Below are 23567 nucleotides of genomic sequence, written 5' to 3' on the forward strand. Positions count from 1 at the left end.
GCGGGTTTTGCCGCCAAAGATAGCGAATCCACCCAACCTTACTATCTAACAAACGCACTTTCAAATTAACTGAAAAAATGTTTTAAAAAACGAAAGCCGCTTCACAATTTCGACCTGTCTCGCGGAAATAGCGTGCTTATGCACAAACTTAAGAAATCTCTACTCACGAATCTGGCTGTTAGCTAGACTGCTTTTTAAAAGACTATAAAAATCCTTTGGGGAACAATGGTGAATATGCGCCGCCGGACGCCTCGCATCACATCGCTTTTCTGGATACTTATCCTCATGGCCCTGGTCTGGGCCCGAGCCGCTTTTGCCCAGCCCGCTGCCGAAACCCACGCCATTCCCGTCTGGATATATGACGCCGACAGCTTTGAATTCTGGCGCTCGCCGCAGGGCGAATCACAGGGTTTTTACCCGGAACTGGTGCGCGCCATTAATGAAAAATATGGCACCCGTCTGGAACTCACGCCGGTCAGCGGCCCCGAGATTGGCCAGCGTTTTAACCGCGACATCTACGGCGTGTATGCGGGCGTGCTCAGAACCGAGGCCCGCGCCCGGACCAAAATTCTCTCCTCGCAGCTGTTCAATAATGAAGTGGTGGCCGCCAGCCCGAGCATGTCCGTGAATACGGTTGAAGAGCTGGCGAATGCCCGCGTGCTATTTCGCCAGAACGACGCCACTCTGGAAAGCGTGCAGAAGCGTTATCCGGATCTGAAATTCCGCTCGCTGCATCTGGTCGCCAGCAGCGAAGAGGCGTTCCGTTTGCTGAGCGAGCACAAGGCGGATTTCTACATTAATGACGCCAGCGAAATGGAAAACACACAGCGCTATTATCTGATCTCCCGCCCCTTTCCCGAACTGCGTATTCCGGTGGTGCTGGCCTTCAGCCCGGAGCTGAAAGATCTGCGTGAAAAGGTGAATGCGTTTCTCGGCGAGTGGTATCGCAGTGGGGAGATGTACAGGACGCTGGAAGAGAGCAAGCGCCACTACCTCCTCAGCCGGATTTCCATCTCAAAAGAGGAGCGCGCGTGGCTTACGAATAACCGCCTGCAAATCTGGCTGCCGAAAAATGAGAACTTTGCGCCGGTGGTCTGGAAGGACGATCGCGGCTATCAGGGCACCGCTATCAACATGATTAAGGACATGCGCGACCTGCTGGGCATGGAAGTGGATGTCCATTTTATCGATCACTATGCCGACGCGCTGAGGCAGCAGCGCTGGCCGGTCCGCCTGGTGAATGTCGCGGAAACCACCGATCCCGAGCACGCCGCTGGCCGCATCGGGCCGGATGTGGCGTGGCATAACGTTTACTACAACCGTATCAAGCAGCCTTTCCTGTGGGATGAAGAGAGTATCCGCAGCCAGCGCGTGGGCGTGCTGGAGGGATCCTTCGCGGCCCGCTATCTGCAAAATCGCTTTGGCAGCGACGTGGTGATCGTCACCCGTCACAGCGTAAACGGGCTTATCGACGCGATGGAGAACAATAAAGTCGACTTCATTCTGGGGGATCTGAGCTCGCTGGAATCGACCCTGCGCGGCAACGAACTGTTTCGCGGAGTGCTGAAAGTCGCGGGCGTCACCCGCAGCGAATTCATCGTCGGCCCCTGGGTTCAGCCCGATCATCCGCTGTACCACTTGCTGACTCAGGTTAACCGCCTGTCGAGCTTCCGCACTCAGCTCGAACGTCATGAGGTGCACGAGTTCTTCCCGGCGCTCACCAAAAACACCTTAAAAATTATCAGCGTGATCCTCTTCGTCACCGTGCTTTTTAGTATTGGGATGTTGTTCATGATGCGTCGGCATATAAAAGAGAGCCGTCTGGTGAACCGCAATATTGTGCAGGCGCTGGAGAAGGTGAACCGCGCCCACGACGATGAAACCGGATGCCATATTCAGCGCGTGGCGAAATATTGCGGAATGATGGCGCGGGAACTGAATCTGTCGCGCAAAATGATGACAGAGATCGAACATTTTGCGTCGCTGCACGACGTCGGGAAAATTGCGGTGCCGGACAGGATCCTGCGCAAGCAAGGCCCGCTGACGGAACAAGAGTTCAGCGAGATGAAACTGCACACCACCAAGGGCTATATGATTATTCAGGGTTTGGGGCTCGGCCCGGTGGCGGAAAACATCATTCACTTCCATCATGAGAAATGGGACGGGAGCGGCTATCCCGAAGGGCTGCGCGGAGAAAATATTCCGCTCGAAGCGCGCATTCTGGCGCTGGCAGATGTGTACGACGCCCTGCGGCAAAAGCGCGTCTATAAACCCGGATTCAGCCATGTGCAGGCGTGCGAAGTGATTTTTGAGGGTGCCGGAAAACATTTCGATCCGCAGCTGATCGCCCTGTTCCGCCAGCACCATCTGAAATTCCGCATGATCTTCGACAGTCTCGCCGACTAAATCATGCCGTTGTGAAGAGAAAGGGAAATTCGTCCGGCTATTCCTGGCATTGTCTGGCTTATCAGACAGTAAGATAACCTGTTTACATCAGATCAGGGCGAGATATGAAGAGAGTATTCGTTGCAGGATTAGTGCTGCTCCTCGCGGGTTGCACGGTCACCCGCCAGGCGCAGGTGAGCAATGCCGATGCGACTGGCGGCGTGGTCCGACTGGATTACGGTCAGCCAATTTTCCAGAATGCCCGTTACGATGACTACGTCACCAACGGGACCGCCACGCGCGAGTGTCAGAGCATGGGCTTCGCGACCGCCTCTTTCTACGGCCAGCCGATTAAAACCTGTAGCCTGTTCAGCGGGTCGGTTTGCCTCAACCAGACCGTCACCATTCAGTACAAATGCATGGGCTATGCGATAAATCCTGGCCCTACCCAAACCTACTATTAATAATAGTGCTGCCAGTATTGTTCTGGCAGCTTATTTAATACGAAGCAAAACCATTCTCATTAAAATATAAATAAGCGCCAATGCGTTTTATTCCCATTCGTATTTTTAATAAATAATATACTTATTTTACCTTTTGCAAATAATTAAATAACAAATTATAGTGACGCCCTGACTGACTAATAATTTCCCGGAGCTGCGCTATGCTGAAAACTGAAATGATCGATAAGCTCAACGAACAAATGAACCTTGAGCTTTTTTCATCCCTGCTTTATCAACAGATGAGTGCCTGGTGCAGCTACCACAGCTTTGAAGGCGCGGCTGCGTTTCTGCGTCGCCACGCTCAGGAAGAGATGACGCACATGCAGCGTCTTTTCGATTATCTCTCTGACACCGGCAGCCTGCCTCGCATCAACCCGGTTGCGTCTCCGTTTGCCGAGTACGCCTCTCTGGACGAACTGTTCCGCGCCACTTACGAACACGAACAGCTGATCACCCAGAAAATTAACGAACTGACTCACGCGGCGATGGTGGCTCAGGATTATCCGACCTTTAATTTCCTGCAATGGTATGTTGCAGAGCAGCACGAAGAAGAGAAACTGTTTAAATCCGTACTCGATAAATTATCGCTGGCGGGTAAATCAGGCGAAGGTCTGTACTTTATTGATAAAGAGTTGTCGACTCTCGACACACAGAAATAAAGTTTTGGGGAGCCTTCTGGCTCCCTTTTTTTTATTGGCGACAGATTTTATTTTCGTGCGTTGAAAACCCCCTCTTCCCCCCTTGATAAAATTCCCTCTCGCCGCCTGCGCTAACACTGCTTCATCCCTGTAAAAATTCCATTACACCACTTGTAACGGGGATTTGACGAGGTTGCGCTTTTGTCTTACTCTGCGCCGCAGATTAGGTTGCGATTAGCGGTTGTGGTAGAGGAAAGCGTGAAGAACAGAACACTGGGAAGTATTTTTATCGTCGCAGGTACGACGATTGGCGCAGGAATGCTGGCGATGCCGCTGGCCGCCGCGGGCGTCGGATTTGGCGTGACGCTGGTGCTGTTGGGTTGCCTGTGGGCGTTGATGTGTTACACCGCCCTGCTGTTGCTGGAAGTGTATCAGCACGTTCCGGCGGATACGGGCCTCGGCTCGCTGGCCGCGCGCTATCTTGGCCGCTACGGTCAGTGGATCACCGGTTTTAGCATGATGTTCCTGATGTATGCCCTGACGGCGGCGTACATGAGCGGCGCGGGCGAGCTGATTGCATCGAGCGTCAACGACTGGTTTGGCACGGATATCTCTCCGGCCACCGGCGTTGTCTTCTTTACCCTGATTGGCGGCGGCGTGGTGTGCGTCGGTACATCGCTGGTCGATCTGTTTAACCGTTTTCTGTTCACCGCCAAGATTATTTTCCTGGTGGTGATGCTGGCCCTGCTGGCTCCGCACGTTCACAAAGTGAATCTGCTGACGCTGCCTCTGCAACAGGGTCTGGCGCTTTCCGCAATCCCCGTGATTTTCACCTCCTTCGGCTTTCACGGCAGCGTGCCGAGCATCGTCAGCTATATGAATGGCGATATTCGTAAGCTGCGTCGCGTGTTTATTATCGGCAGTGCGATCCCGCTGATTGCCTATATTTTCTGGCAGCTGGTGACGCTCGGCAGCATTGGCTCTTCGACCTTTATGGGCTTAATGGCCGATCACTCGGGTCTGAACGGATTCCTGCAGGCGTTACGTGAAGTAGTGGCCTCGCCGCACGTAGAGCTGGCGGTGCATCTGTTTGCCGATCTGGCGCTGGCCACCTCCTTCCTCGGCGTGGCGCTGGGGTTGTTCGATTATCTGGCGGATCTGTTCCAGCGTAATCGCTCCGTCGGCGGACGCATTCAGACGGGACTGATCACCTTCCTGCCACCGCTAGCCTTCGCGCTGTTCTATCCGCGCGGATTTGTGATGGCGCTGGGTTACGCGGGCGTGGCGCTGGCGGTGCTGGCGCTGCTGCTCCCTTCTCTGCTGGCATGGAAAAGCCGCCAGCAGCATCCGGATTCGGGTTATCGGGTGTGGGGCGGGAAGCCGTTGTTAGGCCTGGTGTTTGTGTGTGGGATTGGGGTGATTTTGGTGCAGTTTTTGATTGTGGCGGGGGTGTTGCCCGAGGTCGGGTGATCCTGTTTTTGAAGCATTTGAGGTTGTTCCGTTCACTTTATGTTCGACAGAATATAATGGCTGCATAACCTGTGAACGTGAAAAGGGGGCTGCGCGGCCCCCTTTTCAATCCCCGCGCCCCGCCATGAAATCGGTGCTTCGCACTGCGCTCATCTCCCGGCCTGCTGCCCGCGGCCGGCTCGACTCGTGATTACTCGTCCCATCCATGGGACTCGCCCCTACGGGGCCAGCGCAAGCGCTGTTCAAAATTGCTCCCGGCAATTTTGTCCTGTCTCGTTTCACCTCTGGTCGCCATCCCTGGCGCCCAGACCTTGTCATCCGGCCTCCGGTTCGCCGATTTCTGCGGGGACCCACACCGGTGCCCAATGTAACGTTTCATTCTGACTTTAATTCTGTCGGAAGCGGCTTCGCATTTTGCGAATTTGCTCTGATTTTGGGGCACTGTTTTTTTATACAGAGGAGTATTATTAGGCTTACGCGATGGAGGGGTTCTTCAGAGCGGGAAAATATGAAGCGCGGCGTAAAGGTGCTGGAACACCGTTACACCGCTAACCACAAAAAACTGAAAAGGAGTTATTTATGGCTGCGAACGAGTTTATGCCAGATCCCACTATTGCCCAAACAGATCCTGAGAGATCAGAGGGTAATGATCGTTTTCCCGAGGTGACTCGCAAAAAAGACGCCCGTCGTCTGCACGGTAAAACCCTGAATGTCGCCATGGTGCATGCGCGAGCTGACACGCCTCAGTCCAGCACCGCCTGCTGCGAACTTTATTCGCGCATGGGACACAGCTATCTACCTCTTACCGGAGAGTGGCTTTCGAAAGCCGGTTTTATCGACGGGATGCCGGTGAAAATTCGTGTGATGCCGGACTGCATCATCATCACCCCGCAAAACACCCGCGAGTTGTGGGGCTGTCTGGAAGGCATGAGCGTGGTGAGTATTAATAAACAGCGCGTATCCGAGTGGTTAAAAACCTTTCCTGGTGCGCTAAATGATACGGGGAATATTCCGGCGGTGCAGCGGTGAGATAAACCGCCCGGCGGCGCTTCGCTTGCACGGGCCTACAGGGTTTTGTAGGCCGGGTAAGCGCAGCGCCACCCGGCAGGATTTTAATGCAGGCAGCAGCTCTTAAACTTCTTCCCGCTCCCGCATGGGCACGGATCGTTGCGTCCCACTTTGGTCCCGTTGACGATCGGTTTTTGTGACAACGGTTGCTGCGGATTTGCCAGCCAGTAGTTGTACAGACGAATCGCCGCCGGACGGATGCTGTCCACGCTCGCCTGGTACTCGTCTTCCGTCATCTCTTCGACGAGGTCGACGTTCTCTTCCGTACCGTGCAGGGCAATCACCGCCAGATCCGGCTTCAGCTCTTCCGGCAGCGTGGACCAGTCGGTCAGCGCCATGCCGCGCATGTAGCCATAGCACCACTCTTCCACCACGGTGTAGGTTTTACCGTCGACTTCGTTCTCGCCAAACACCGGCTCAAACTGGTCAGGGTAATCGCTAAGGCGCTCGGCGATATCGTTCATGTGCTTAAAGCAGAGATCGATAAAGCGGTGCATTTCGCGGTCGTTTTTCCAGCGTGGAATGTACTTTTGCCCGCCCCACGCGGCCACCAGCCAGGTGTCGGGTTCGACGACGATAGGACCGGACAACACCGCGGTCAACATGCCGTCGAGTTCGGAAACGTCAATCACCGACGCTTCTTCGTGACCGTAGGACATCAACGTCTCTTCCAGCCACTCCAGTTCGTTTTCAGATAATGGGCCTTCAGTCATTGCTGATACTCCTGAAAAAAAGAAAAGGAGCTTACCACACTTCAGGCTAGTACTCTTTAAATGCCAGTTCCAGGCGGGCAATGAGCGGTTTAAATAGATAGCTCATCAGGGTGCGCTCGCCGGTTTTGATGGTCACGCTGGCGGGCATCCCTGCTTTGATTTTGTAGTCGCCAAGCAAATGCACGCCCTGCGGGCTGACCTGCACTTCTGCCAGATAATAGGGCTGCTGGGTCACTTTATCGATCAGCCTGTCCGCCGAAACCGTTAAAACACGCGCGGGAACCGAAGGCAGCAGCGCATGGTTCAGCGCCGGGAACAGCACATCCACCGTCAGCCCCGGCACCATTTTATCAATGGCATGCACCGGGATTTTGGCGTCGATCTGCAGTGGCTGATTGGCCGAGACAATATCCATCAGATGTTCGCCAGGCTGGATTACGCCCCCGACGGTGCTGACTTTCACGTCCAGCACAATCCCGTCAATCGGCGAGCGAATCTCGGTGTTTTCCAGCTCATGGCGGGTGGAGGCCAGCTCATCCTCCAGCGTCGCGACATCTTTCTGATTCACCGTCAGCTCAGATTCCACCTCGCGGATAAACTGATGCTGCACCTGATACGCTTTGATTTTTAACTCATTCTGCTGGGATTTCAGTTTGGCGATGTTGAGAATATCTTCCGACACGCTGCTGGAGATTTCCGCCGCCTCCCGCTCCAGCACCAGCAGCTGCGCTTTCGGGTAGTAATTTTTTGCGCTGAGCGATCTGAGTGTGCCTAATTCGCGGTTGATCAGGGTGAACTGATGCTCACGGTAGCCTTTAATTTTATTCAGATTTTCCGTCTGCCCGGCCAGACCGTCGAGCGTCTCCTGGATCATCGACAGCTCATCCTGAATGGTTTTCTTGCGTGTCTCGAAGAGCTTTTCCTGCAGGCGACGGACTTCCGTCAGACGTTTGTTGCCCGCAAAATGCTGCGTCAGCGCGTCGCTAAAGGCGATCGATTCCAGCCCGTCGCGCTCGGCCAGCAGCCGATCTTCGACGGTTTTCGCCGCAATATACTGGGCACTGAGCGCGCTGTAGCGCATATCGAGCTGGATTTTATCCAGCCGCACCAGAACCTGATCCTTTTTAACCGTCTCGCCCTCTTTGATAAAAATATCCGTTACCCGCCCGCCGCTTAAATGCTGGATGGTTTTGCGGTTGCTCGACACCGTCACCGTCCCGTCAGCCACCACACCGGCATCCAGCGGGGCCTGTACCGCCCAGAGCAGAAAGCCGCCGACGCCGAGCACAATGACCAGAATGCCCCGCAGCAGCGGCGGCCAGATATTGGTATCGACGGTATGATCCTGATTCTTTTTCATCACAATGCCTCGCGTTGCGGTTCACTTTGCGGTGAGGAAGCGGTGGCCACTGGTTTGAGAATGTTGGCCTGGCGCAGATTGGCGATCACCTGTTCGCGGGTACCGAACTCCTGGATGGTCCCTTCGTTGAGCAGCAGGATTTTGTTCACCACGCCCAGCAGCGTCGGGCGATGGGAGATGATCACCACCGTCTGACCCTGGGTTCTGAGGGTATTGATCGCCTGGATAAGGGCATATTCCCCGGCGTCGTCGAGGCTGGCGTTGGGCTCATCCAGCACCAGAAAAGCCGGATTGTTAAAGACCGCGCGCGCCAGGCCGATGCGCTGACGCTGGCCGCCGGAGAGCTGATATCCGTGCGCACCCAGCGGCGTGTCGTACCCTTCCGGCAGGCGCAAAATCATCTCGTGTACTCCGGCCAGCGTGGCCGCAGCGACGATCGGCTGGCTGTCACTCTGCGTAAAGCGGGCGATGTTTTGCGCGATAGTCCCGTCGAACAGCTCGACATCCTGCGGCAGATAGCCGATGGCCGGGCCGAGCAGGGCTTTGTCCCACTGGCAAATATCTGCCCCGTCAATGCGCACTTTCCCCGACAGGGGCGCCCAGACGCCGACCAGCAGTTTTGCCAGCGAGGTTTTCCCCGACGCCGACGGGCCGATTATGCCCAGCACTTCCCCCTGTTCCAGCTGGAAAGAAATATTGCGCAGCACCGGCGTCTTTTGGCCCGGAGGCGCGGCAAACACCGCTTCGACGCTGATATTTCCTTTCGGACGGGGCAGCGTCAAAATATCTTTCGGCGTCGGGTAGTCGCTCAGAAGGCGGGACAGCTGACGCCAGGCGTGGCGGAACTGCACAAACTGCTTCCAGTTGCCGATCACCTGTTCGACCGGGTTGAGCACGCGGCCAAGAATAATCGAGGCGGCGATCATCAGCCCTGGGGTAATTTCCCCGGCGATCACCAGCAGCGCCCCCGCGCCCAGCGCCACGGATTGCAGCAGGATGCGCACGAAGCGGCTCAGGCTGCTCAGCCCCGCCGTTTTGTCGGCAATATGGGTCTGGATCACCAGGGATTTGCTGTGCTGTTCCAGCCAGTGATTTTTCAGAGTCGAGAGCATCCCCATCGCTTCAATGGTGTCGGAGTTTTGCAGCTGTTTATTCAGCTTGCTGGTGTTATTGATGGTTAAGGCGTGCGCCTGCTGAATCGGCTTTTTGGTGGTTAATTCGGTCATCAGCGTCAGGGCAAATAAAATCACAATCCCGCCGACGGACAAATATCCCAGCAGCGGATGCACCAGAAAGGCGATGAATAAATATAAAGGCGTCCAGGGAATATCCAGCAGCGCAAATATACTGCTCCCGGAAAGAAACTGGCGAACCTGCGCTAAATCCGCAATAGCCTGCGCGGGATTATTATCTCCGGTGGCAATCCGCCGTTTAAAGGTGGCATTAAAAATAAGCTGATTGAGTTTCACATCCAGTCGGTTGCCGAGGCGCGTCATGACGCTGGAGCGGGCGAATTCAATCATCGAAATAACCGTGTACAGACCGACGATTAATAAGGTGAGCATGAGCAAGGTGGTGGTATTTTTGCTGACCAGCACCCTGTCGTAAACCTGCAACATATAGATGGCCGGAGCCAGCATCAGAATATTGATCGTGCTGCTAAAAAACAGCAGCATAAGAAATACCGGACGCGTGCCTTTTAAAGCCGTATTCATTTCCGTAGACGGATGCGGGCGCGGCATAAGCTTCTCCTTATTTGAGCGGTGAGCGACGGCCATTCTCATGGCCGTCGCAGCAGGAGGTTATAAAATGAAGTCAGTCACATTGACGGTGCTGGCGGTGACGCCTGCTAACGTAATGACGTTATTATCAATGGTGATGATCGCATCGCCGCCGCTGGCCGCAATCGCCACGCGACTGCCGAAGTTCCCTGCGGTGATACCCAGCAGACTGATATCAATAAGATCCTGACCGCCGCGCGAGTCGCTGTCGAAGCCGGTCACGCGATCCCGTCCGAAACCGGCCGCAAACGCGAACCGGTCGTCGCCCGTCCCGCCGTCGAGCGCGTCGTTCCCCGCGCCGCCGGAGAGGATATCGTCGCCAATCCCGCCGGAGAGCACGTCGTCATTCGCGCCCCCGCTCAGGTTGTCATTCCCGTTAGCGCCCACGAGGTTATCGTTCCCGTCGCCGCCGTCGAGAATGTCGTTGCCGATCCCGCCCTGCAGCAGGTCATTCCCGCCCAGGCCGGAGAGCCTGTCGTTCCCCGAACCGCCGGTGATGGTGTTAGCCAGCGCATTCCCCGTGCCGGTGAAATTGCCCTGCCCGGTGAAGACCAGCACTTCCACGTTTTCAGCCATCACGTAGCTGGCCAGCGCGGTGCGGACGGTGTCCGTTCCGGCGTTGAGCCCCTCCGTCACCACGTCTGCGGCGTTATCGACGATATAGAGATCGTCGCCAGCGCCACCGGCCATGATGTCCGCACCCGTGCCGCCATCGAGTTCGTCGTTGCCGGCATCACCGTTGAGGATATCCTGACCGGCACCACCATCCAGGTCGTCATTGCCCGCCCCGCCGTTCAGCAGATCGTCCCCCGCCTGACCGAGTAAGGTGTCATTCCCCCCTTCGCCGTTGATGATGTCGCTCCACGCCGTGCCCACCAGCGTGTTCGCCGCGTTATTCCCCGTCACCATATCGCCGATAGGCTGAGTCGCAGCGGACGTCAGCACCACTGGCGGGTTGCCCTCGTCATCGACGACGGTGACGACCACCTGCATTGCGCGGCCAATCATCGCCTGACCGGGGGTGTACGTCGCGGCGGTAGCCCCGGCGATATTCACGAACCCGTTGCCCTGGCTCATTCTCCACTGGTAGCTGAAATTCCCGCCCGTCAGACCGTCGCTGTCGGCAATCCCCGAGACGATCGCCGTCAGCGTGACGCTTTCCGTTGGCGTCGAATCGCTGATCGCCGGTGCGCCGGTGGTGGGCTGATCGCGCACCTGAACGGCGCCGGTTTGCGCGGAGACCAGCCGCTCGGCATCGCCCATCCGGTCGGTGAAGCTGGCAATCACCCGCAGCGGCGCGCCCAGAATGCCGCCCGGCACGCGAAAGGTTTCGCCACTGGCCTGATCGCGCCATTGCCCACCCACCAGCGCCTGCCAGGTCAGCACAATCGGGGCATTCACCGCGATGCCGTTCCCGTCCTGCAGGTCCGTCAGACTGACGCGCAGCAGATCGCCTACCTCCGGCGTGGAATCGGTGATCGAGAGGTTGCCGGTAGCGGCCTGGGCCGTCACCCACAGCTGCTCGCCGTTGCCGAACTCCAGTTTTTCGATATGCAGCAGGCGGTCGACGCCATCGTTAAACGCCAGCCCGGCCGCAGGCGTGGCGTGATTCACCGTCAGGCTGCCGTCAGCGTTGCGGTTGAACAGGTAATTACTGCTGAGATCGCGATAGACCGCCACGTCCGTCGCGGTGCCTGCCCCCTCCTGCAAAATTTCACGCACGATGGAGAGCTGATTCGGCTTCAGAGTTCCGGCCAGCATCAGGGATTTCAGTTCGTTCATGCTGTCGGCGCTGGTCAGCCCTGGCATGCCGGAGACCGCAATGCGCACGTTCAGCCAGGCGTCGCCGTCGATAATGTCATTCCCGGATTTGCCCGTGATGCGGTCGCTGCCGCCCCCGCCGAGGAGAATGTCGCCGCCGGTATCAGGGTTAAAGACCACCGCATTCGGATCCGCGAGGCGCTGTCCGCCGACAATGCTCTGCAAACCGGCGATCCTGTCGACGCCTTCCTGCGTGAGGTTATTGGACAGCGGTACGCCCTGAACCGGCGCAGTCCCGACCGGCTGTTCCGTGCCGGTTAAGACATCGTCAAACTTCCAGCCTGACAACCCTTCCACCAGGTCAAAGCGATCGCGCAGGATGAACTCCTGTTGGTTGACGAAGATCGGAATGCCCAGATCCGAGTTGGCCGCGTTGGGGTCGCCTTTGTGGATCGCCCAGTCGAAACCGGCCATGCCGTTGTTACGCTGGATGCCAGCGCCCTGCACCATGATGTCGTCGCCCGCTTCGCCGTCGTAGTCCGTGTCATTACCCTGACCATTCAGGACGTCGTGCCCGACAATGGTGCTGTTGAAGAACAGCTCGGAGTTTTCACCGGTCAGGGAGTCAAACCCGTCGCCGCCCTCCAGCCAGTCGTCGCCTTCGTTACCCAATAGCGCGTCACCGCCGGAGCCGCCGAGGACGAAGTCGTTGTCGCGCCCGGCAAAGACCTCCTGCGCATCTTCGCCTACCACGATAAAATCACTCCCGCTGCCGCCGAAGATCAGATCGTTGCCGTTGCCCGAGAAGATAACGTCGTGACCTGCATCGCCGTGGAGGAAATCGGCCCCGCCGATTGGCGTGCCGGTGTCGGTGATAATGTCGTTCCCGTCACCGCCGTGAACCACGTCCGCCTCGTCGCCGCCGTCCAGACGGTCATCGCCGGCATCGCCCCACAGGCTGTCGATCCCTTTCCCACCGATGAGCGTGTCATTTCCCGCCGAGCCGCCGAGCACCACGTGCCCGTCACCGGTGTATTTCAGATACGCGCCGTCGGCTGCGCCATCCCCGTCCACATCCGGCCCGGCCGCGCGCCGCACCACCAGCGGGAAGAGCAGATCTTTCAGCGCATTCCCCCACTTCGGATCGGCATGCGTTTGCAGGGCTTTATCGACCTCAAAGGTGTAATCCGGGGTCTGGAACAGGTGGGCGGGCAGATGGGAAGATCCCGCATCGCCCAGATCGCTGTTACGCATCACCAGCGCCGAGAAGGAGTTGCCCTCCAGCTCGTTGAGCAGGTTCAGCCCCTGCACGCGGCTCAGGTAGTAGAAGCGGTCGCCGTCCTGCAGCAACTCCATCTGGGTTTCAAACACGAAGTTGAAGGTGGAGCCGAGCATGCCGCCAAACTCATTTTTGCGCTCTGCCAGCCCGCCAATCCAGAAGTCGACCAGGTTCAGCCCGGTCTCTTTGGTGGCCCACGCCCCGGTCCCCATAAAGAAATCCAGCGCATCGGCGCGGGCAGGATCGTCAGCATCGCCAAACAGCAGGAAGTTCACCGCGTCGCGCTTGCCTTCGATGGTGGTGGCGTTGCGAATCAGATCGTGCTGACCGTAGGCAGCCATGAAATTGATGATTGACGCCGGGTTTTTCAGGAACGAGGCGAAGTCGCCCCAGCTGGTGTACGGCCTGAGCTCGCTGTTGCCGGTTAATTCAAAGAACTGCTCTCGGGCCTGATTCAGGGTCGGCATGAGCGTATCGCGCCCACGCGCCAGGTTCAGCGCGCCGAGATCCAGCGGCAGCCCGACCAGATTATTGCGCAGCGCATCGGTGATAAATTCATCGATTTCGTTGCCGACCTGACGGGTCATCCCGCGCACAATCGCCCCTACCGCCTGCTCGGTGGAGATGGTCTGGCCGTTGAGTTCGTGGAACGCGACCGGGTTCAGGAAGGCTTCGATAAGCCCGATATCGTCACTCTGCATGTCCTCATCGGTACGGGCGACGGTCTCGGTGAGCATCGAGTGGCCGAAGCGGTACACCACATGGGCGAACTCGGCGAAAATCGCCGGGTTGATGTCCGCGCTGTTGGAGAAGACGAACGGATCGACCGCCGGTTGCACGGCGCGGGCGAACTCTTCAAACACCAGATGCTGGTACTCCATCTCCGTCGCAAAACGCCCCGCCTGGAAGAGATACTCCCCGTTCCATTGCAGCGTGCTGGTATCAGCCGGGATTTCGGTGATCTGGTGATTCGGCAACAGCCACTGGTTAATAAGCGCAATATCATTGCTTTCAAGAATGGTGGTTTTGTACTGCTCGACCAGGCGGTTGTGTTCGCTGTGGAACACGGAATGCACGGCAGTCAGGCCGATATTCTCGTTCCCGCGTCCGTCGCCGGTAATGAAGTGGCGGTCAAGGAGTTCGTCATCGTAGGTTCCGGCGGTCTGCGCGTTGCCGGTTTCCGTATCGTCATCTGCCACCAGGCCCGCTTTTGGCACCGCGGTGTGGGCGATATCGTCGAGGAAGGCGTGGCCGGTGCGGATGGTGTCTGCTGGCAGGACATCCCCGTTGGCTTCCACCAGGCCGTGCGCGGTGACGATCTGCACTTTACCGTTGTCGCTCAAGATCAGGTTGCCGTAGCGGTCTGTCGCCAGCAGCGGAACGTTGAACACATCCTGATCCGTCAGCTTAATCCCCAGCAGGGTTTCAGCCTGATGTTTCACGTCAGCCCAGGTGGCCAGCCCGCCGCCCGCGCCTTCCAGCAGATTCCCGGTTGGCTCAGGTTTGCCGTCAACCATCGCATATTCGCGGATAAAAATTTGATGGGAAGGATGGGAGGTATAGGTCTGGTTCTGATCGATAAACGGCGTGGTGATGTTGGTGGTGTTGTGGTTGGCGTCGACCTGAGCGCGGGTGAGCAGCATGAAGTTGGTCGGCGAGCCCTCGACAAATAACGGGTCGTCCGGCATGAGCGGGATAAAGACAATCCCGTTCCCGGCTTTGGGGATCAAGTCCAGACCGTGGTCAAAGAACTGACCGAAGAAGGTCATCCAGCCGTTGAACGCCGGTGACAGGCCGATATCCGGCGATAAATTGGGGATAGATAAACTGCCATTGTCCGACACCGTGCCGCCGCCGGGGGCGTCAGCGAGTCCGTCATGGGCTTCCTGCGCGGCGGGGTTGGAGGCGGTCTGGTCCGAGATCAGGTTACTGATGATGCGGGGGTCGGCGTCCACCACCATCTGATTCGGGTTGAGAATCAGATACTTTTGCAGCGCCTGCAGATCGTTTAAATCCAGCGTCACCAGCCTGGGCATTGTTTGATCGGCAGCCCCGTTGAGCTCCTGGCCCGGTAGCAGGTTGTTCCAGGAGCCATCCACGGTACGAAGCCCATAGGGCAACAGCGGGCTGGAGACCAGTTCGCGCAGCAGCTCGCCATTAACCGATCCGTCAGGATTGGTTGCCGCTTCCGATATTTTGATCTGCTGCAGAATAAACGCCAGATCGTGGAGCGTGACGGTAAAATCATATTGCGTAGACATAATCATTACCTCTGTTTATTAAGCTATCATCATCCATTTCCGCCACGGCGCTGCCGCAACAGATAAAGAATGATCCTCATCAGATAGAATTAATCACCTTAAGGTCGTCGATCGCTGAAGTCCGTTTACGTTTTAAGCACAACAAGCCAGACCCTGAATCCGTAATGCGGGGAGAAATTATCCTGTCAGATTAATTTTCCCAATGGAAAATCGGGAATAAATACCGTGCTTTTATATTCGGCTAATGAATGATTAATAACTCAGTCAGATTGTATTTTCACAAAGGTAATATATTAGTGAGGCTTAACTGTCATTTCAGTTTTAATTTAAGATGACAGTTTTGTTATGGTCATAACTATGGAGGGTGCTTTGTTTCCTCACCTCATACTTTCTGCTGAAACCATTACCCCCCTCTCTAAGCTTTTTTCTGAACACTGACGTGTGCCATCGTCTTATTTATTCTTTCTTATGCCAGGCATTTCAGCTCATATTTTCGCCAGTTACTCAGAATTAAAATAGCGTGAGATTAATAAGCGTTGAAATGAATAAGTGAGGATGAGAAGAGTGGAAACGGGGGAGAAATAAAAACAAAAAAACCACCCGAGGGTGGTTTCACGACACTGCTTATTGCTTTGATTATTCTTGTTTTCCCATGGTACCCGGAACGAGACTTGAACTCGTACAGCCTATGGCCGAGGGATTTTAAATCCCTTGTGTCTACCGATTCCACCATCCGGGCTCGGGAAGAAATTGGAGGCGCGTTCCGGAGTCGAACCGGACTAGACGGATTTGCAATCCGCTACATAACCGCTTTGCTAACGCGCCTTAAATCTTTGTGGTCTTCCGACCTGCACCCGCAAACTGCCGATGCTTAAATTTGGAGCGGGAAACGAGACTCGAACTCGCGACCCCGACCTTGGCAAGGTCGTGCTCTACCAACTGAGCTATTCCCGCATGTCATCAAGTTATTTGTAATCACTTGATTTCATTATCGTCCGGCTGACTGTGCCGCCGTTCGATGCGTTGCATTCTACTTATATGACGATTTGAGTCAACGTTAATTTTGCTTCCCTGGATCGTTTGCTGAAAATTACGCCGAAACGATCACTGATCAAGCAGATCGCCGCGTGAGGCGTTCAGGTATTGCAGCATTGACCACAGGGTCAGCACCGCAGCGACCCACAGCAGGCCGATTCCCGCCCACTCTACCCAGGCGTTCGGACGCCACAGCATCCACACCAGAGACGCCATCTGCGCCGTGGTTTTGACTTTACCAATCCAGGAGACCGCCACGCTGCTGCGTTTACCCAGCTCCGCCATCCACTCGCGCAGGGCGGAGATAATAATTTCTCGGCCAATCATCGTCGCCGCCGGCAGCGTGACCCACCAGGTGTGGTAATGCTCTGCCACCAGCACCATCGCAATGGCGACCATCACTTTATCGGCAACAGGATCGAGGAAGGCACCGAAACGCGTACTCTGGTTCCAGCGACGCGCCAGATAGCCATCAAACCAGTCGGTCACCGCGGCCACAAGGAAGATCAGCGCACATACAAAAGGAGCCCAGGTGAATGGCATGTAAAAAGCCAGCACAAAGAACGGGATAAGTACGACGCGAAAAAGCGTGAGCAACGTAGGGATGTTAAATCGCATAGTGACGGTAACTGTCTGTTGTCAGTAAAATTTAGCTCTATGTTGCTACAGAGCCCTCAATGTTTCAACGAGTAGTAGATCTTTTCTGCCAGCCCTTGCGAAATACCCGGCACTTTTGCAATTTCCTCCACGCTGGCGTTGAGTAATCCTTGCAATCCGCCCATGTATTTCAACAACATTTGTCGGCGTTTTGGCCCAACGCCCTCAATGGTCTCAAGGGTACTGGTGTTTTTGACCTTCGCCCGTTTTTTACGGTGCCCGCCAATCGCGTGGTCGTGCGACTCATCGCGAATATGCTGGATCACGTGCAGCGCGGGAGAATCCGGCGGCAAGTTGAACCCTTCCCCTTCCGGCTCAAAAAACAGCGTCTCCAGACCGGCTTTACGATCGGTCCCTTTCGCCACGCCGAGCAGAATCGGATGATGCTTGTCCCACGGCACATCAAGTTCAGCGAAAACCGTTTTCGCCTGACCGAGCTGCCCTTTCCCGCCGTCGATGAGGATCACGTCCGGGATTTTGCTCTCTTCGATGGCTTTACCGTAGCGACGACGCAGCACCTGGTTCATCGCCGCGTAGTCATCGCCCGGCGTAATGCCGGTGATATTGTAGCGGCGATACTCCGCACGCACGGGGCCGTTGGCGTCGAACACCACGCAGGAGGCAACGGTCTGTTCGCCCATGGTGTGGCTGATGTCGAAACACTCCATCCGCTTCACTTCCGGCAGTTTCAGCACCGCCGCCAGCGCCACCAGACGCTGATTTACCGTCGATTGCTGAGAGAGTTTGGTCGTCAGCGCCGTCGCCGCGTTGGTGCGCGCCAGCTTCAGATAACGTGCGCGATCGCCGCGCGGTTTGGTCTGAACGTTGACGCGTCGCCCCGCCAGCTCGGACAGCGAGTCCGCCAGCAGGGTTTTATCATGCAGATTAAAGTCGAGCAGGATCTCCGACGGCAAGGTGCGCATCTGGCTGCCCTGCAAATAGAACTGGCCGACGAAAGTTTCCACCACTTCGCCAAGCTCTGTGCCGCCCGGTACTTTCGGGAAGTAGCTGCGGCTGCCCAGCACTTTGCCCTGGCGGATAAACAGGACGTGGACGCAGGCCATGCCGGAATCAAAGGAGACGCCTATCACGTCCAGATCGTCACCGGTATTTGAGACAAACTGTTTTTCCGTGACGCGGCGTACCGCCTGGATTTGATCGCGAATACGCGCGGCCTCTTCAAACGCCAGCGCCTGGCTGGCTTTTTCCATGCGCGCAATCAGCTGGGTTAACACCTGATCGTCTTTTCCGGCGAGGAACAGGCGCACGTAGTCGACCTGCTGGGCGTACTCTTCTTCACTCACCAGCCCCGCGACGCACGGGCCGAGGCAGCGGCCAATCTGATATTGCAGACACGGGCGCGAGCGGTTGCGATAAACGCTGTTCTCGCACTGGCGCACCGGGAAGATTTTTTGCAGCAGCGCCAGGGTTTCACGCACGGCATAACCGTTCGGGAACGGGCCGAAGTACTCCCCTTTCGTATGTTTCGCCCCGCGATGGGTGGCGAGGCGCGGGTGAGTGTCGCTGCTGAGGAAAATGAACGGATACGATTTATCGTCGCGCAGCAGCACGTTATAGCGCGGCTGATAGAGCTTGATGTAGTTGTGTTCCAGCAGCAGCGCTTCCGTTTCCGTGTGGGTCACGGTGACGTCGATTTGCTGGATCAGTGCCACCAGCGCTTCCGTCTTACGGGAGGCCAGATTGGCGCGGAAATAACTGGAAAGACGCTTTTTCAGGTCTTTGGCTTTGCCAACATAGATAACCGTACCGCCAGCGTCATACATCCGGTAGACGCCTGGCTGGCTGGTGACGGTTTTCAGGAAAGATTTTGAATCGAACACAGCACTCACTGACTGGTTAGGGTCTCTGCATTGCACAGACCATGTCGAATGGCCAGGTGAGTGAGTTCGACATCGCCATGAATGTTCAGTTTACTGAACATACGGTAGCGGTAGCTGTTCACCGTTTTCGGGCTGAGATTCAGCTGCTCAGAAATCTCATTCACCTTTTGGCCTTTGGTGATCATCAGCATAATCTGCAATTCACGCTCAGACAAACTGGCAAATGGCGATCCGGTTTTTTCCGGTTCAATCTGGCTTAACGCCATCTGTTGAGCAATATCCGAGGCGATATAGCGCTGACCGGCGAAAACGGAGCGAATCGCATTGACCACTTCCTGTGGCGCTGCGCCTTTGGTGAGATAACCGGCGGCTCCGGCCTGCATGACTTTTGCGGGCAGCGGGTTTTCCGTGTGGACGGTCAGCATGATGACTTTGGTATCAACGTAGGCGCGCGCAATTTTACGCGTGGCTTCGAGCCCACCAATGCCGGGCATGTTCATGTCCATCAGTACTACGTCGGCTGTGTGAGTACGACACCACTTCACGGCGTCTTCGCCGCAGCAAACTTCACCGGCGACTTTAATACCCTTTATATCTTCAAGTATGCGTCGTATCCCTGCGCGCACGAGTTCGTGGTCATCAACAAGAAGAACGTTGATCAAAGGAAATGTCTCCAGAAATAGGGATAACGCTACTGACTACTAATTTGGCTTATATTAACGGTTTTCATCCCAACTTTAAAACGCTAAAAAGTGCGCCATTCGATTTCCTTCTCGTTTTTGGAAATTAGCCTGTACAGCAAGTGGAAAGGGAATCCCATTTAAAAAGTCGGATCGTCGTTATTTTTAAGCTTCTGTATTCAAAAAGTTACGAAAGACTGCCCAGGTCCTGGCACAGCGTCGCACTTATATTTTTGTAACAATAATTAACAAGATGCACACCAGCCATAAACAATTAAGGAATGTTAAAACATTATTGCGATTACACTTAATGATAGTTTACCCAAATAAACAAAGTCTAAAAATGTACAAAAAATAACCACTGCTTTTTTTCCTCCGGCTTGTGGTATACTCCGCCGCCATAACTTTCATCGTCGCGCTCAAGCGCCGTTTTGTCCTGAGGAATAACCATGAGCACACCTGAATTCGCCACCGCCGAAAATAACCAAGAACTGGCGCAGGAAGTATCCTGTCTGAAAGCGCTACTGACTCTGATGCTGCAGGCGATGGGCCAGGCCGACGCGGGTCGTGTGATCATTAAGATGGAAAAACAGATCGCCCAAATGGAAGATCAGAGCCAGGCAGATGTATTTGCCGGTACGGTTAAGCAAATTAAACAAGCTTACCGCCAGTAAAAAAAGAAACGGCTGGATGCGATTGCATTCAGCCGTTTTCGTGTCTGGCACGCAGAACAGTAAGAGTGTTGTCAGATGAATCCGGTTGCCGCCGCATAGCAGGCAATCTGCGTCTTATTCGGCGCATTAAATTTCTTCTGCATATTCTTCTGATGGAAGTTCACCGTATTCTCTGAGATCGACAATATAATCGCGATTTCAGCCGACGTTTTCCCCTCTGCCGTCCACTTCAGAATTTCCTTCTCGCGTTTGCTGAATTTCATCTCCGGCGGCATCACCATTTCATGTTCAAATCGCAGCAACGTGGTCAGCGCCATTTGCACTAACATCTGCAGACGCAGCTCTATTTCATCGCTGTCCATCATTTTGCCAAACTGGCTGGTGCGGGAAACGGAGAGAAAACCGAGCGCGTGATTCGGCAACATTAAACATTGCGAGATCCCCTTACGAATGCCGTGGTCGCGCGCGCCGTCCCACAAAGGTTGCGCCTCAGCGAATAATGCATCCGTCCAGGGCAGATGACCCTGAATGAAATTCTCCCGCTTTAATACCGGATCAATCGCGAAATAATTCTCTGCCTGATATTGCGACATCCATTCAGCCGGATAGCTGGAATGAACCGTAATTTTTGGACGGGTAAACGGCACCGGATGACGCACACAGAGTGAGTAATAATCGAATTCGAGAGCCTGTGTTTGCTGCTGAAGTTCGTGATAAACCTCGTCGGCCGTTCCCATCTCCTGGAAACGGAGGAAGCAATTCCGCCGCCATGTAAAAAAGTCTGTATCCCTCATACTTACTGAATGAAGCCCCTGAAAAAGATAATCATTATTATGGTGAATATAACCTAACACATAAATCTTATTTATATGTATAAAATATCGCCCCAGGTGAGAATAGCTTTCATTTCCCGCCCTTTAAGTGTTGATATTTAGAATATAACCATCTAAAAAACCGCAGAACTGGAGAATGATTTGCTCCAGAACGTCTTTCTGGAGCAAATCAGCGCAGATAAGATTACTGCGTCAGGAATTTGTCGAGGAACTGACGCGTGCGCGGGTGTTGCGGATGGGTAAACAATTCTTTTGCCGGGCCCTGCTCCACGATGCGCCCCTGGTCCATGAAAATCGCCCTGTCGGCAACGTCACGGGCAAAGCTCATCTCGTGGGTAACGATCACCAGCGTGCGTTTCTCCTGCGCCAGCTGGCGGATGGTGTTCAGCACTTCGCCCACCAGCTCCGGGTCCAGCGCCGAGGTCGGCTCATCGAAGAGGATCACGTCCGGGCGCATCGCCAGTGCGCGGGCGATCGCCACACGCTGCTGTTGTCCGCCCGACAGACGGCGCGGATAGCTGGTCTCTTTCCCCGAAAGCCCCACCTTCGCCAGCAGCTCCCGCGCGCGCGCGGTCGCTTCCTCCTTCGGCTCACCTTTTACGATGACCGGCCCTTCAATAATGTTCTCCAGCACCGTACGGTGCGGGAAGAGATTAAAGCTCTGGAAGACAAAGCCCACGTGCTGGCGCAGACGGCGGATCAGCCCCTTCTGCTGCCCGATGGACTTCCCGGTATCAATGGTGATATCCCCGACGCGAATGGTTCCGCCCTCGGGCTGCTCGAGCAAATTAATGCTGCGCAGGAGCGTGGTTTTCCCGGAGCCGCTCGGCCCGATAATCGCCACCACTTCGCCCTCTTGCACTTCCAGATCGATGCCGTGCAGCACCGTCTGCCCGTGGAATTTTTTGACCAGGTTTTTGACGTCGATAGCACTCATTTCGGATCTCGCTCCTGGCGGTTAAGCTGGTTTTCAAAATAGTTTTGCAGGGCGGAAAGCACCGTCGCCATCACCCAGTAAATCAGCGACGCCGCCAGATACATGGTGAACACTTCCAGCGTGCGCGAGGTGATAAGCTGCGCCTGACGGAACAGTTCCGGCACCTGGATCGTTGCCGCCAGCGACGTGTCTTTCACCAGGCTGATGAAGCTGTTGCTGAGCGGCGGGAGCGCCACCCGTGCCGCCTGCGGCAGAATGGCGCGGCGCAGAGTTTGCCACGGCGTCATGCCGATGCTGGCCGCCGCTTCCCACTGCCCCTTATCAATCGAGGAGATCGCCGCCCGCAGGGTCTCAGAGGTATACGCCGCGGTGTTGAGCGACAGACCAATCATCGCCGCCGGGATCGGATCCAGCTCGATGCCAAACTGCGGCAGGCCGTAGTAGATCATAAACAGCTGAGCGATCAGCGGCGTACCGCGAAATATCGAGATGTAAAACCGCGCCAGCCAGCGTACCGGCAGGATCGGCGACATGCGCATCAATGCGAGGATAAAGCCCAGCACCAGCCCAAAGAACATCCCGCCCAGGCTGAGCTGCAGCGTAAACACCGCCCCTTTCAGCAGGTACGGCAGGGAATCAATAACCAGTTGAATACTTTCTTGCATTATTATTTTCGACCCGTGATTCAGACGTGAGGATGATAGGCAAACAACGCAGGCGCTCCGCCGGTGTGAACGAACAGAATCGGCCCTTCATCCTTAAAGCGTTTCTGGGTAATGCCGTCGATCAGCCCCGCCATCGCTTTACCGGTGTAAACCGGATCGAGCAGAATGCCTTCCAGACGCGCCAGCAGTTTGATCGCCTCCTGCCCTTCTTCGTTCGGTGTGCCGTAGCCCGGCGCGAAATAGTCATCCCACAGCAAAATGTCCGACTTCGCCTGCACTTCCAGCTGCTGCGCAACCGCCTGCTGCAAAGTCACCACTTTCGGCTTCTGATCCGCGACGCTGCGGGACACAGTGACGCCAATCAGCTCCACCTCCGGCATCAGCTGCTCAAGCCCAACCGCCAGCCCGGCGTGCGTTCCGGCGCTGCCGGAGGCCACCACCACAGACGAGAGACTCACCGCCCCTTCACACTGCTGAGCGATCTCCAGCGCACTTTCGACGTAGCCCAGCGCACCCAGCGCGTTCGAGCCGCCGACCGGAATGACATACGGACGAAAACCCTGGGCTTCGACGCGCGTCGCCAGCTCTTCCAGCTGCGCCGCCGGATCGGTTAAGGCGTCGCACATCTCAATCTGCACGTTAAAGAGATCCAGCAGCAGGCGGTTGCCGTTGCTGAGATAGTTTTCCGCGCGCGTGCCGATCGGGTTCTCCAGCAGCGCCACGCAGTTCAGGCCGAGCTTCGCCGCCACCGCCGCCGTCTGGCGCACGTGGTTGGACTGGATCGCACCGGCGGTGATCAGCGTATCAGCGCCTTCACGCAGCGCGTCAGCGGCGAGGAACTCCAGCTTGCGCAGCTTGTTCCCGCCCATCGCCATTGGGGTCACGTCGTCACGCTTGATAAAAATATCGCGCCCTAAATAGTCAGAAAAACGCGGTAAATACTCCAGGGGCGTGGGCGCGCCGATAAACTCGAGGCGCGGAAAGCGGGTTAAATTTTGCAGTGACATGGATCCTCCGGTAACGCTG

Annotated in this window: 17 protein-coding genes and 3 tRNA genes; 6 read left to right on the forward strand and 14 right to left on the reverse strand. The window is 55.9% G+C overall.

Annotation, left to right across the window (positions count from 1 at the left end; all coding sequences use genetic code 11):
* The first annotated feature begins 285 nt into the window (after positions 1–285).
* From QQF33_RS15265 to QQF33_RS15285, 5 genes are all read left to right on the forward strand, one after another.
* The gene (locus QQF33_RS15265; protein WP_285158093.1) at positions 286–2406 is read left to right on the forward strand and encodes an HD domain-containing phosphohydrolase; all 2121 of its coding nucleotides are present in this window, start codon (positions 286–288) and stop codon (positions 2404–2406) included.
* A 104-nt stretch (positions 2407–2510) separates the two neighbouring features.
* Positions 2511–2849: a YecR family lipoprotein gene (gene yecR / locus QQF33_RS15270; RefSeq protein WP_282495437.1), complete on the forward strand. Its 339-nt coding sequence runs from the start codon at positions 2511–2513 to the stop codon at positions 2847–2849.
* A 200-nt stretch (positions 2850–3049) separates the two neighbouring features.
* Positions 3050–3547, forward strand: a complete 498-nt coding sequence (ftnA, locus tag QQF33_RS15275; protein ID WP_282495436.1) for a non-heme ferritin — start codon at positions 3050–3052, stop codon at positions 3545–3547.
* A 237-nt stretch (positions 3548–3784) separates the two neighbouring features.
* Positions 3785–4996: a tyrosine transporter TyrP gene (tyrP, locus tag QQF33_RS15280; protein ID WP_285149435.1), complete on the forward strand. Its 1212-nt coding sequence runs from the start codon at positions 3785–3787 to the stop codon at positions 4994–4996.
* Positions 4997–5575: 579 nt separating this feature from the next.
* Positions 5576–6025 carry a SymE family type I addiction module toxin gene (locus QQF33_RS15285; protein WP_285149433.1) on the forward strand — a complete coding sequence of 150 codons (450 nt, stop codon included), beginning with the start codon at positions 5576–5578 and terminating at the stop codon, positions 6023–6025.
* Positions 6026–6108: 83 nt separating this feature from the next.
* On the opposite strand, the gene QQF33_RS15290 is transcribed toward QQF33_RS15285, so the two are convergent.
* The 10 genes from QQF33_RS15290 to uvrY all read right to left on the reverse strand — a co-directional run bounded on the left by QQF33_RS15290 (position 6109) and on the right by uvrY (position 19414).
* On the reverse strand, positions 6109–6777 hold the full coding sequence (locus tag QQF33_RS15290; protein ID WP_285149432.1) for a YecA/YgfB family protein: 669 nt from the start codon (positions 6775–6777) through the stop codon (positions 6109–6111).
* Positions 6778–6823: 46 nt separating this feature from the next.
* Positions 6824–8137, reverse strand: coding sequence for an HlyD family type I secretion periplasmic adaptor subunit (locus QQF33_RS15295; RefSeq protein ID WP_285158094.1), 1314 nt, complete (start codon positions 8135–8137; stop codon positions 6824–6826).
* Positions 8137–9879, reverse strand: coding sequence for a type I secretion system permease/ATPase (locus tag QQF33_RS15300; protein ID WP_285158095.1), 1743 nt, complete (start codon positions 9877–9879; stop codon positions 8137–8139). The genes QQF33_RS15295 and QQF33_RS15300 overlap by 1 nt, the downstream gene beginning before the upstream one ends.
* Positions 9880–9939: 60 nt before the next feature.
* Positions 9940–15219, reverse strand: coding sequence for a peroxidase family protein (locus QQF33_RS15305; RefSeq protein ID WP_285149430.1), 5280 nt, complete (start codon positions 15217–15219; stop codon positions 9940–9942).
* Between the two features lie 653 nt (positions 15220–15872).
* A tRNA-Leu gene (locus QQF33_RS15310) sits at positions 15873–15958 on the reverse strand.
* 12 nt (positions 15959–15970) lie between these two features.
* Positions 15971–16044: transfer RNA gene (locus QQF33_RS15315), tRNA-Cys, on the reverse strand.
* Positions 16045–16097: 53 nt separating this feature from the next.
* Positions 16098–16173: transfer RNA gene (locus QQF33_RS15320), tRNA-Gly, on the reverse strand.
* A 150-nt stretch (positions 16174–16323) separates the two neighbouring features.
* A complete protein-coding gene (gene pgsA, locus QQF33_RS15325) occupies positions 16324–16872 on the reverse strand; it encodes a CDP-diacylglycerol--glycerol-3-phosphate 3-phosphatidyltransferase (RefSeq protein WP_095282446.1) in 549 nt (182 codons plus the stop codon).
* A gap of 56 nt (positions 16873–16928) precedes the next feature.
* The gene (gene uvrC, locus QQF33_RS15330) at positions 16929–18761 is read right to left on the reverse strand and encodes an excinuclease ABC subunit UvrC (RefSeq protein WP_285158096.1); all 1833 of its coding nucleotides are present in this window, start codon (positions 18759–18761) and stop codon (positions 16929–16931) included.
* Entirely contained in the window at positions 18758–19414 is a 657-nt protein-coding gene (uvrY, locus tag QQF33_RS15335) for a UvrY/SirA/GacA family response regulator transcription factor (RefSeq protein ID WP_282495430.1), read from the reverse strand. The genes uvrC and uvrY overlap by 4 nt, the downstream gene beginning before the upstream one ends.
* Positions 19415–19881: 467 nt before the next feature.
* Between uvrY and QQF33_RS15340 the strand changes: the two genes are divergently transcribed.
* Complete coding sequence (locus QQF33_RS15340; protein WP_282495429.1) at positions 19882–20106, forward strand: DUF2594 family protein; 225 nt, start codon at positions 19882–19884, stop codon at positions 20104–20106.
* A 71-nt stretch (positions 20107–20177) separates the two neighbouring features.
* Here QQF33_RS15340 and sdiA read toward each other — a convergent pair whose 3' ends face one another.
* The 4 genes from sdiA to dcyD all read right to left on the reverse strand — a co-directional run bounded on the left by sdiA (position 20178) and on the right by dcyD (position 23548).
* Positions 20178–20900: a transcriptional regulator SdiA gene (gene sdiA, locus QQF33_RS15345; RefSeq protein ID WP_285149572.1), complete on the reverse strand. Its 723-nt coding sequence runs from the start codon at positions 20898–20900 to the stop codon at positions 20178–20180.
* 223 nt (positions 20901–21123) lie between these two features.
* Positions 21124–21876 (reverse strand): L-cystine ABC transporter ATP-binding protein TcyN, encoded by a 753-nt coding sequence (tcyN, locus tag QQF33_RS15350; RefSeq protein ID WP_285144199.1) that lies wholly within the window; start codon positions 21874–21876, stop codon positions 21124–21126.
* Positions 21873–22541, reverse strand: coding sequence for a cystine ABC transporter permease (gene tcyL, locus QQF33_RS15355; RefSeq protein WP_095282452.1), 669 nt, complete (start codon positions 22539–22541; stop codon positions 21873–21875). The genes tcyN and tcyL overlap by 4 nt, the downstream gene beginning before the upstream one ends.
* Before the next feature lie 20 nt (positions 22542–22561).
* Positions 22562–23548: a D-cysteine desulfhydrase gene (gene dcyD / locus QQF33_RS15360; RefSeq protein WP_285144198.1), complete on the reverse strand. Its 987-nt coding sequence runs from the start codon at positions 23546–23548 to the stop codon at positions 22562–22564.
* Positions 23549–23567 lie beyond the last annotated feature (19 nt).

Origin of the sequence: Lelliottia wanjuensis (genome assembly GCF_030238365.1) — a bacterium.
GTDB lineage: Bacteria > Pseudomonadota > Gammaproteobacteria > Enterobacterales > Enterobacteriaceae > Enterobacter > Enterobacter wanjuensis.

Excerpts from the sequence above, each read along its gene's own strand:
- QQF33_RS15300 (WP_285158095.1), bottom strand. The coding sequence starts at position 9,879 with ATGCCGCGCCCGCATCCGTCTACGGAAATGAATACGGCTTTAAAAGGC.
- dcyD (WP_285144198.1), bottom strand. The coding sequence starts at position 23,548 with ATGTCACTGCAAAATTTAACCCGCTTTCCGCGCCTCGAGTTTATCGGC.
- ftnA (WP_282495436.1), top strand. The coding sequence starts at position 3,050 with ATGCTGAAAACTGAAATGATCGATAAGCTCAACGAACAAATGAACCTT.
- yecR (WP_282495437.1), top strand. The coding sequence starts at position 2,511 with ATGAAGAGAGTATTCGTTGCAGGATTAGTGCTGCTCCTCGCGGGTTGC.
- QQF33_RS15285 (WP_285149433.1), top strand. The coding sequence starts at position 5,576 with ATGGCTGCGAACGAGTTTATGCCAGATCCCACTATTGCCCAAACAGAT.
- QQF33_RS15265 (WP_285158093.1), top strand. The coding sequence starts at position 286 with ATGGCCCTGGTCTGGGCCCGAGCCGCTTTTGCCCAGCCCGCTGCCGAA.
- QQF33_RS15295 (WP_285158094.1), bottom strand. The coding sequence starts at position 8,137 with ATGAAAAAGAATCAGGATCATACCGTCGATACCAATATCTGGCCGCCG.
- QQF33_RS15340 (WP_282495429.1), top strand. The coding sequence starts at position 19,882 with ATGAGCACACCTGAATTCGCCACCGCCGAAAATAACCAAGAACTGGCG.
- tcyL (WP_095282452.1), bottom strand. The coding sequence starts at position 22,541 with ATGCAAGAAAGTATTCAACTGGTTATTGATTCCCTGCCGTACCTGCTG.
- QQF33_RS15290 (WP_285149432.1), bottom strand. The coding sequence starts at position 6,777 with ATGACTGAAGGCCCATTATCTGAAAACGAACTGGAGTGGCTGGAAGAG.
- tcyN (WP_285144199.1), bottom strand. The coding sequence starts at position 21,876 with ATGAGTGCTATCGACGTCAAAAACCTGGTCAAAAAATTCCACGGGCAG.
- sdiA (WP_285149572.1), bottom strand. The coding sequence starts at position 20,900 with ATGAGGGATACAGACTTTTTTACATGGCGGCGGAATTGCTTCCTCCGT.
- pgsA (WP_095282446.1), bottom strand. The coding sequence starts at position 16,872 with ATGCGATTTAACATCCCTACGTTGCTCACGCTTTTTCGCGTCGTACTT.
- QQF33_RS15305 (WP_285149430.1), bottom strand. The coding sequence starts at position 15,219 with ATGTCTACGCAATATGATTTTACCGTCACGCTCCACGATCTGGCGTTT.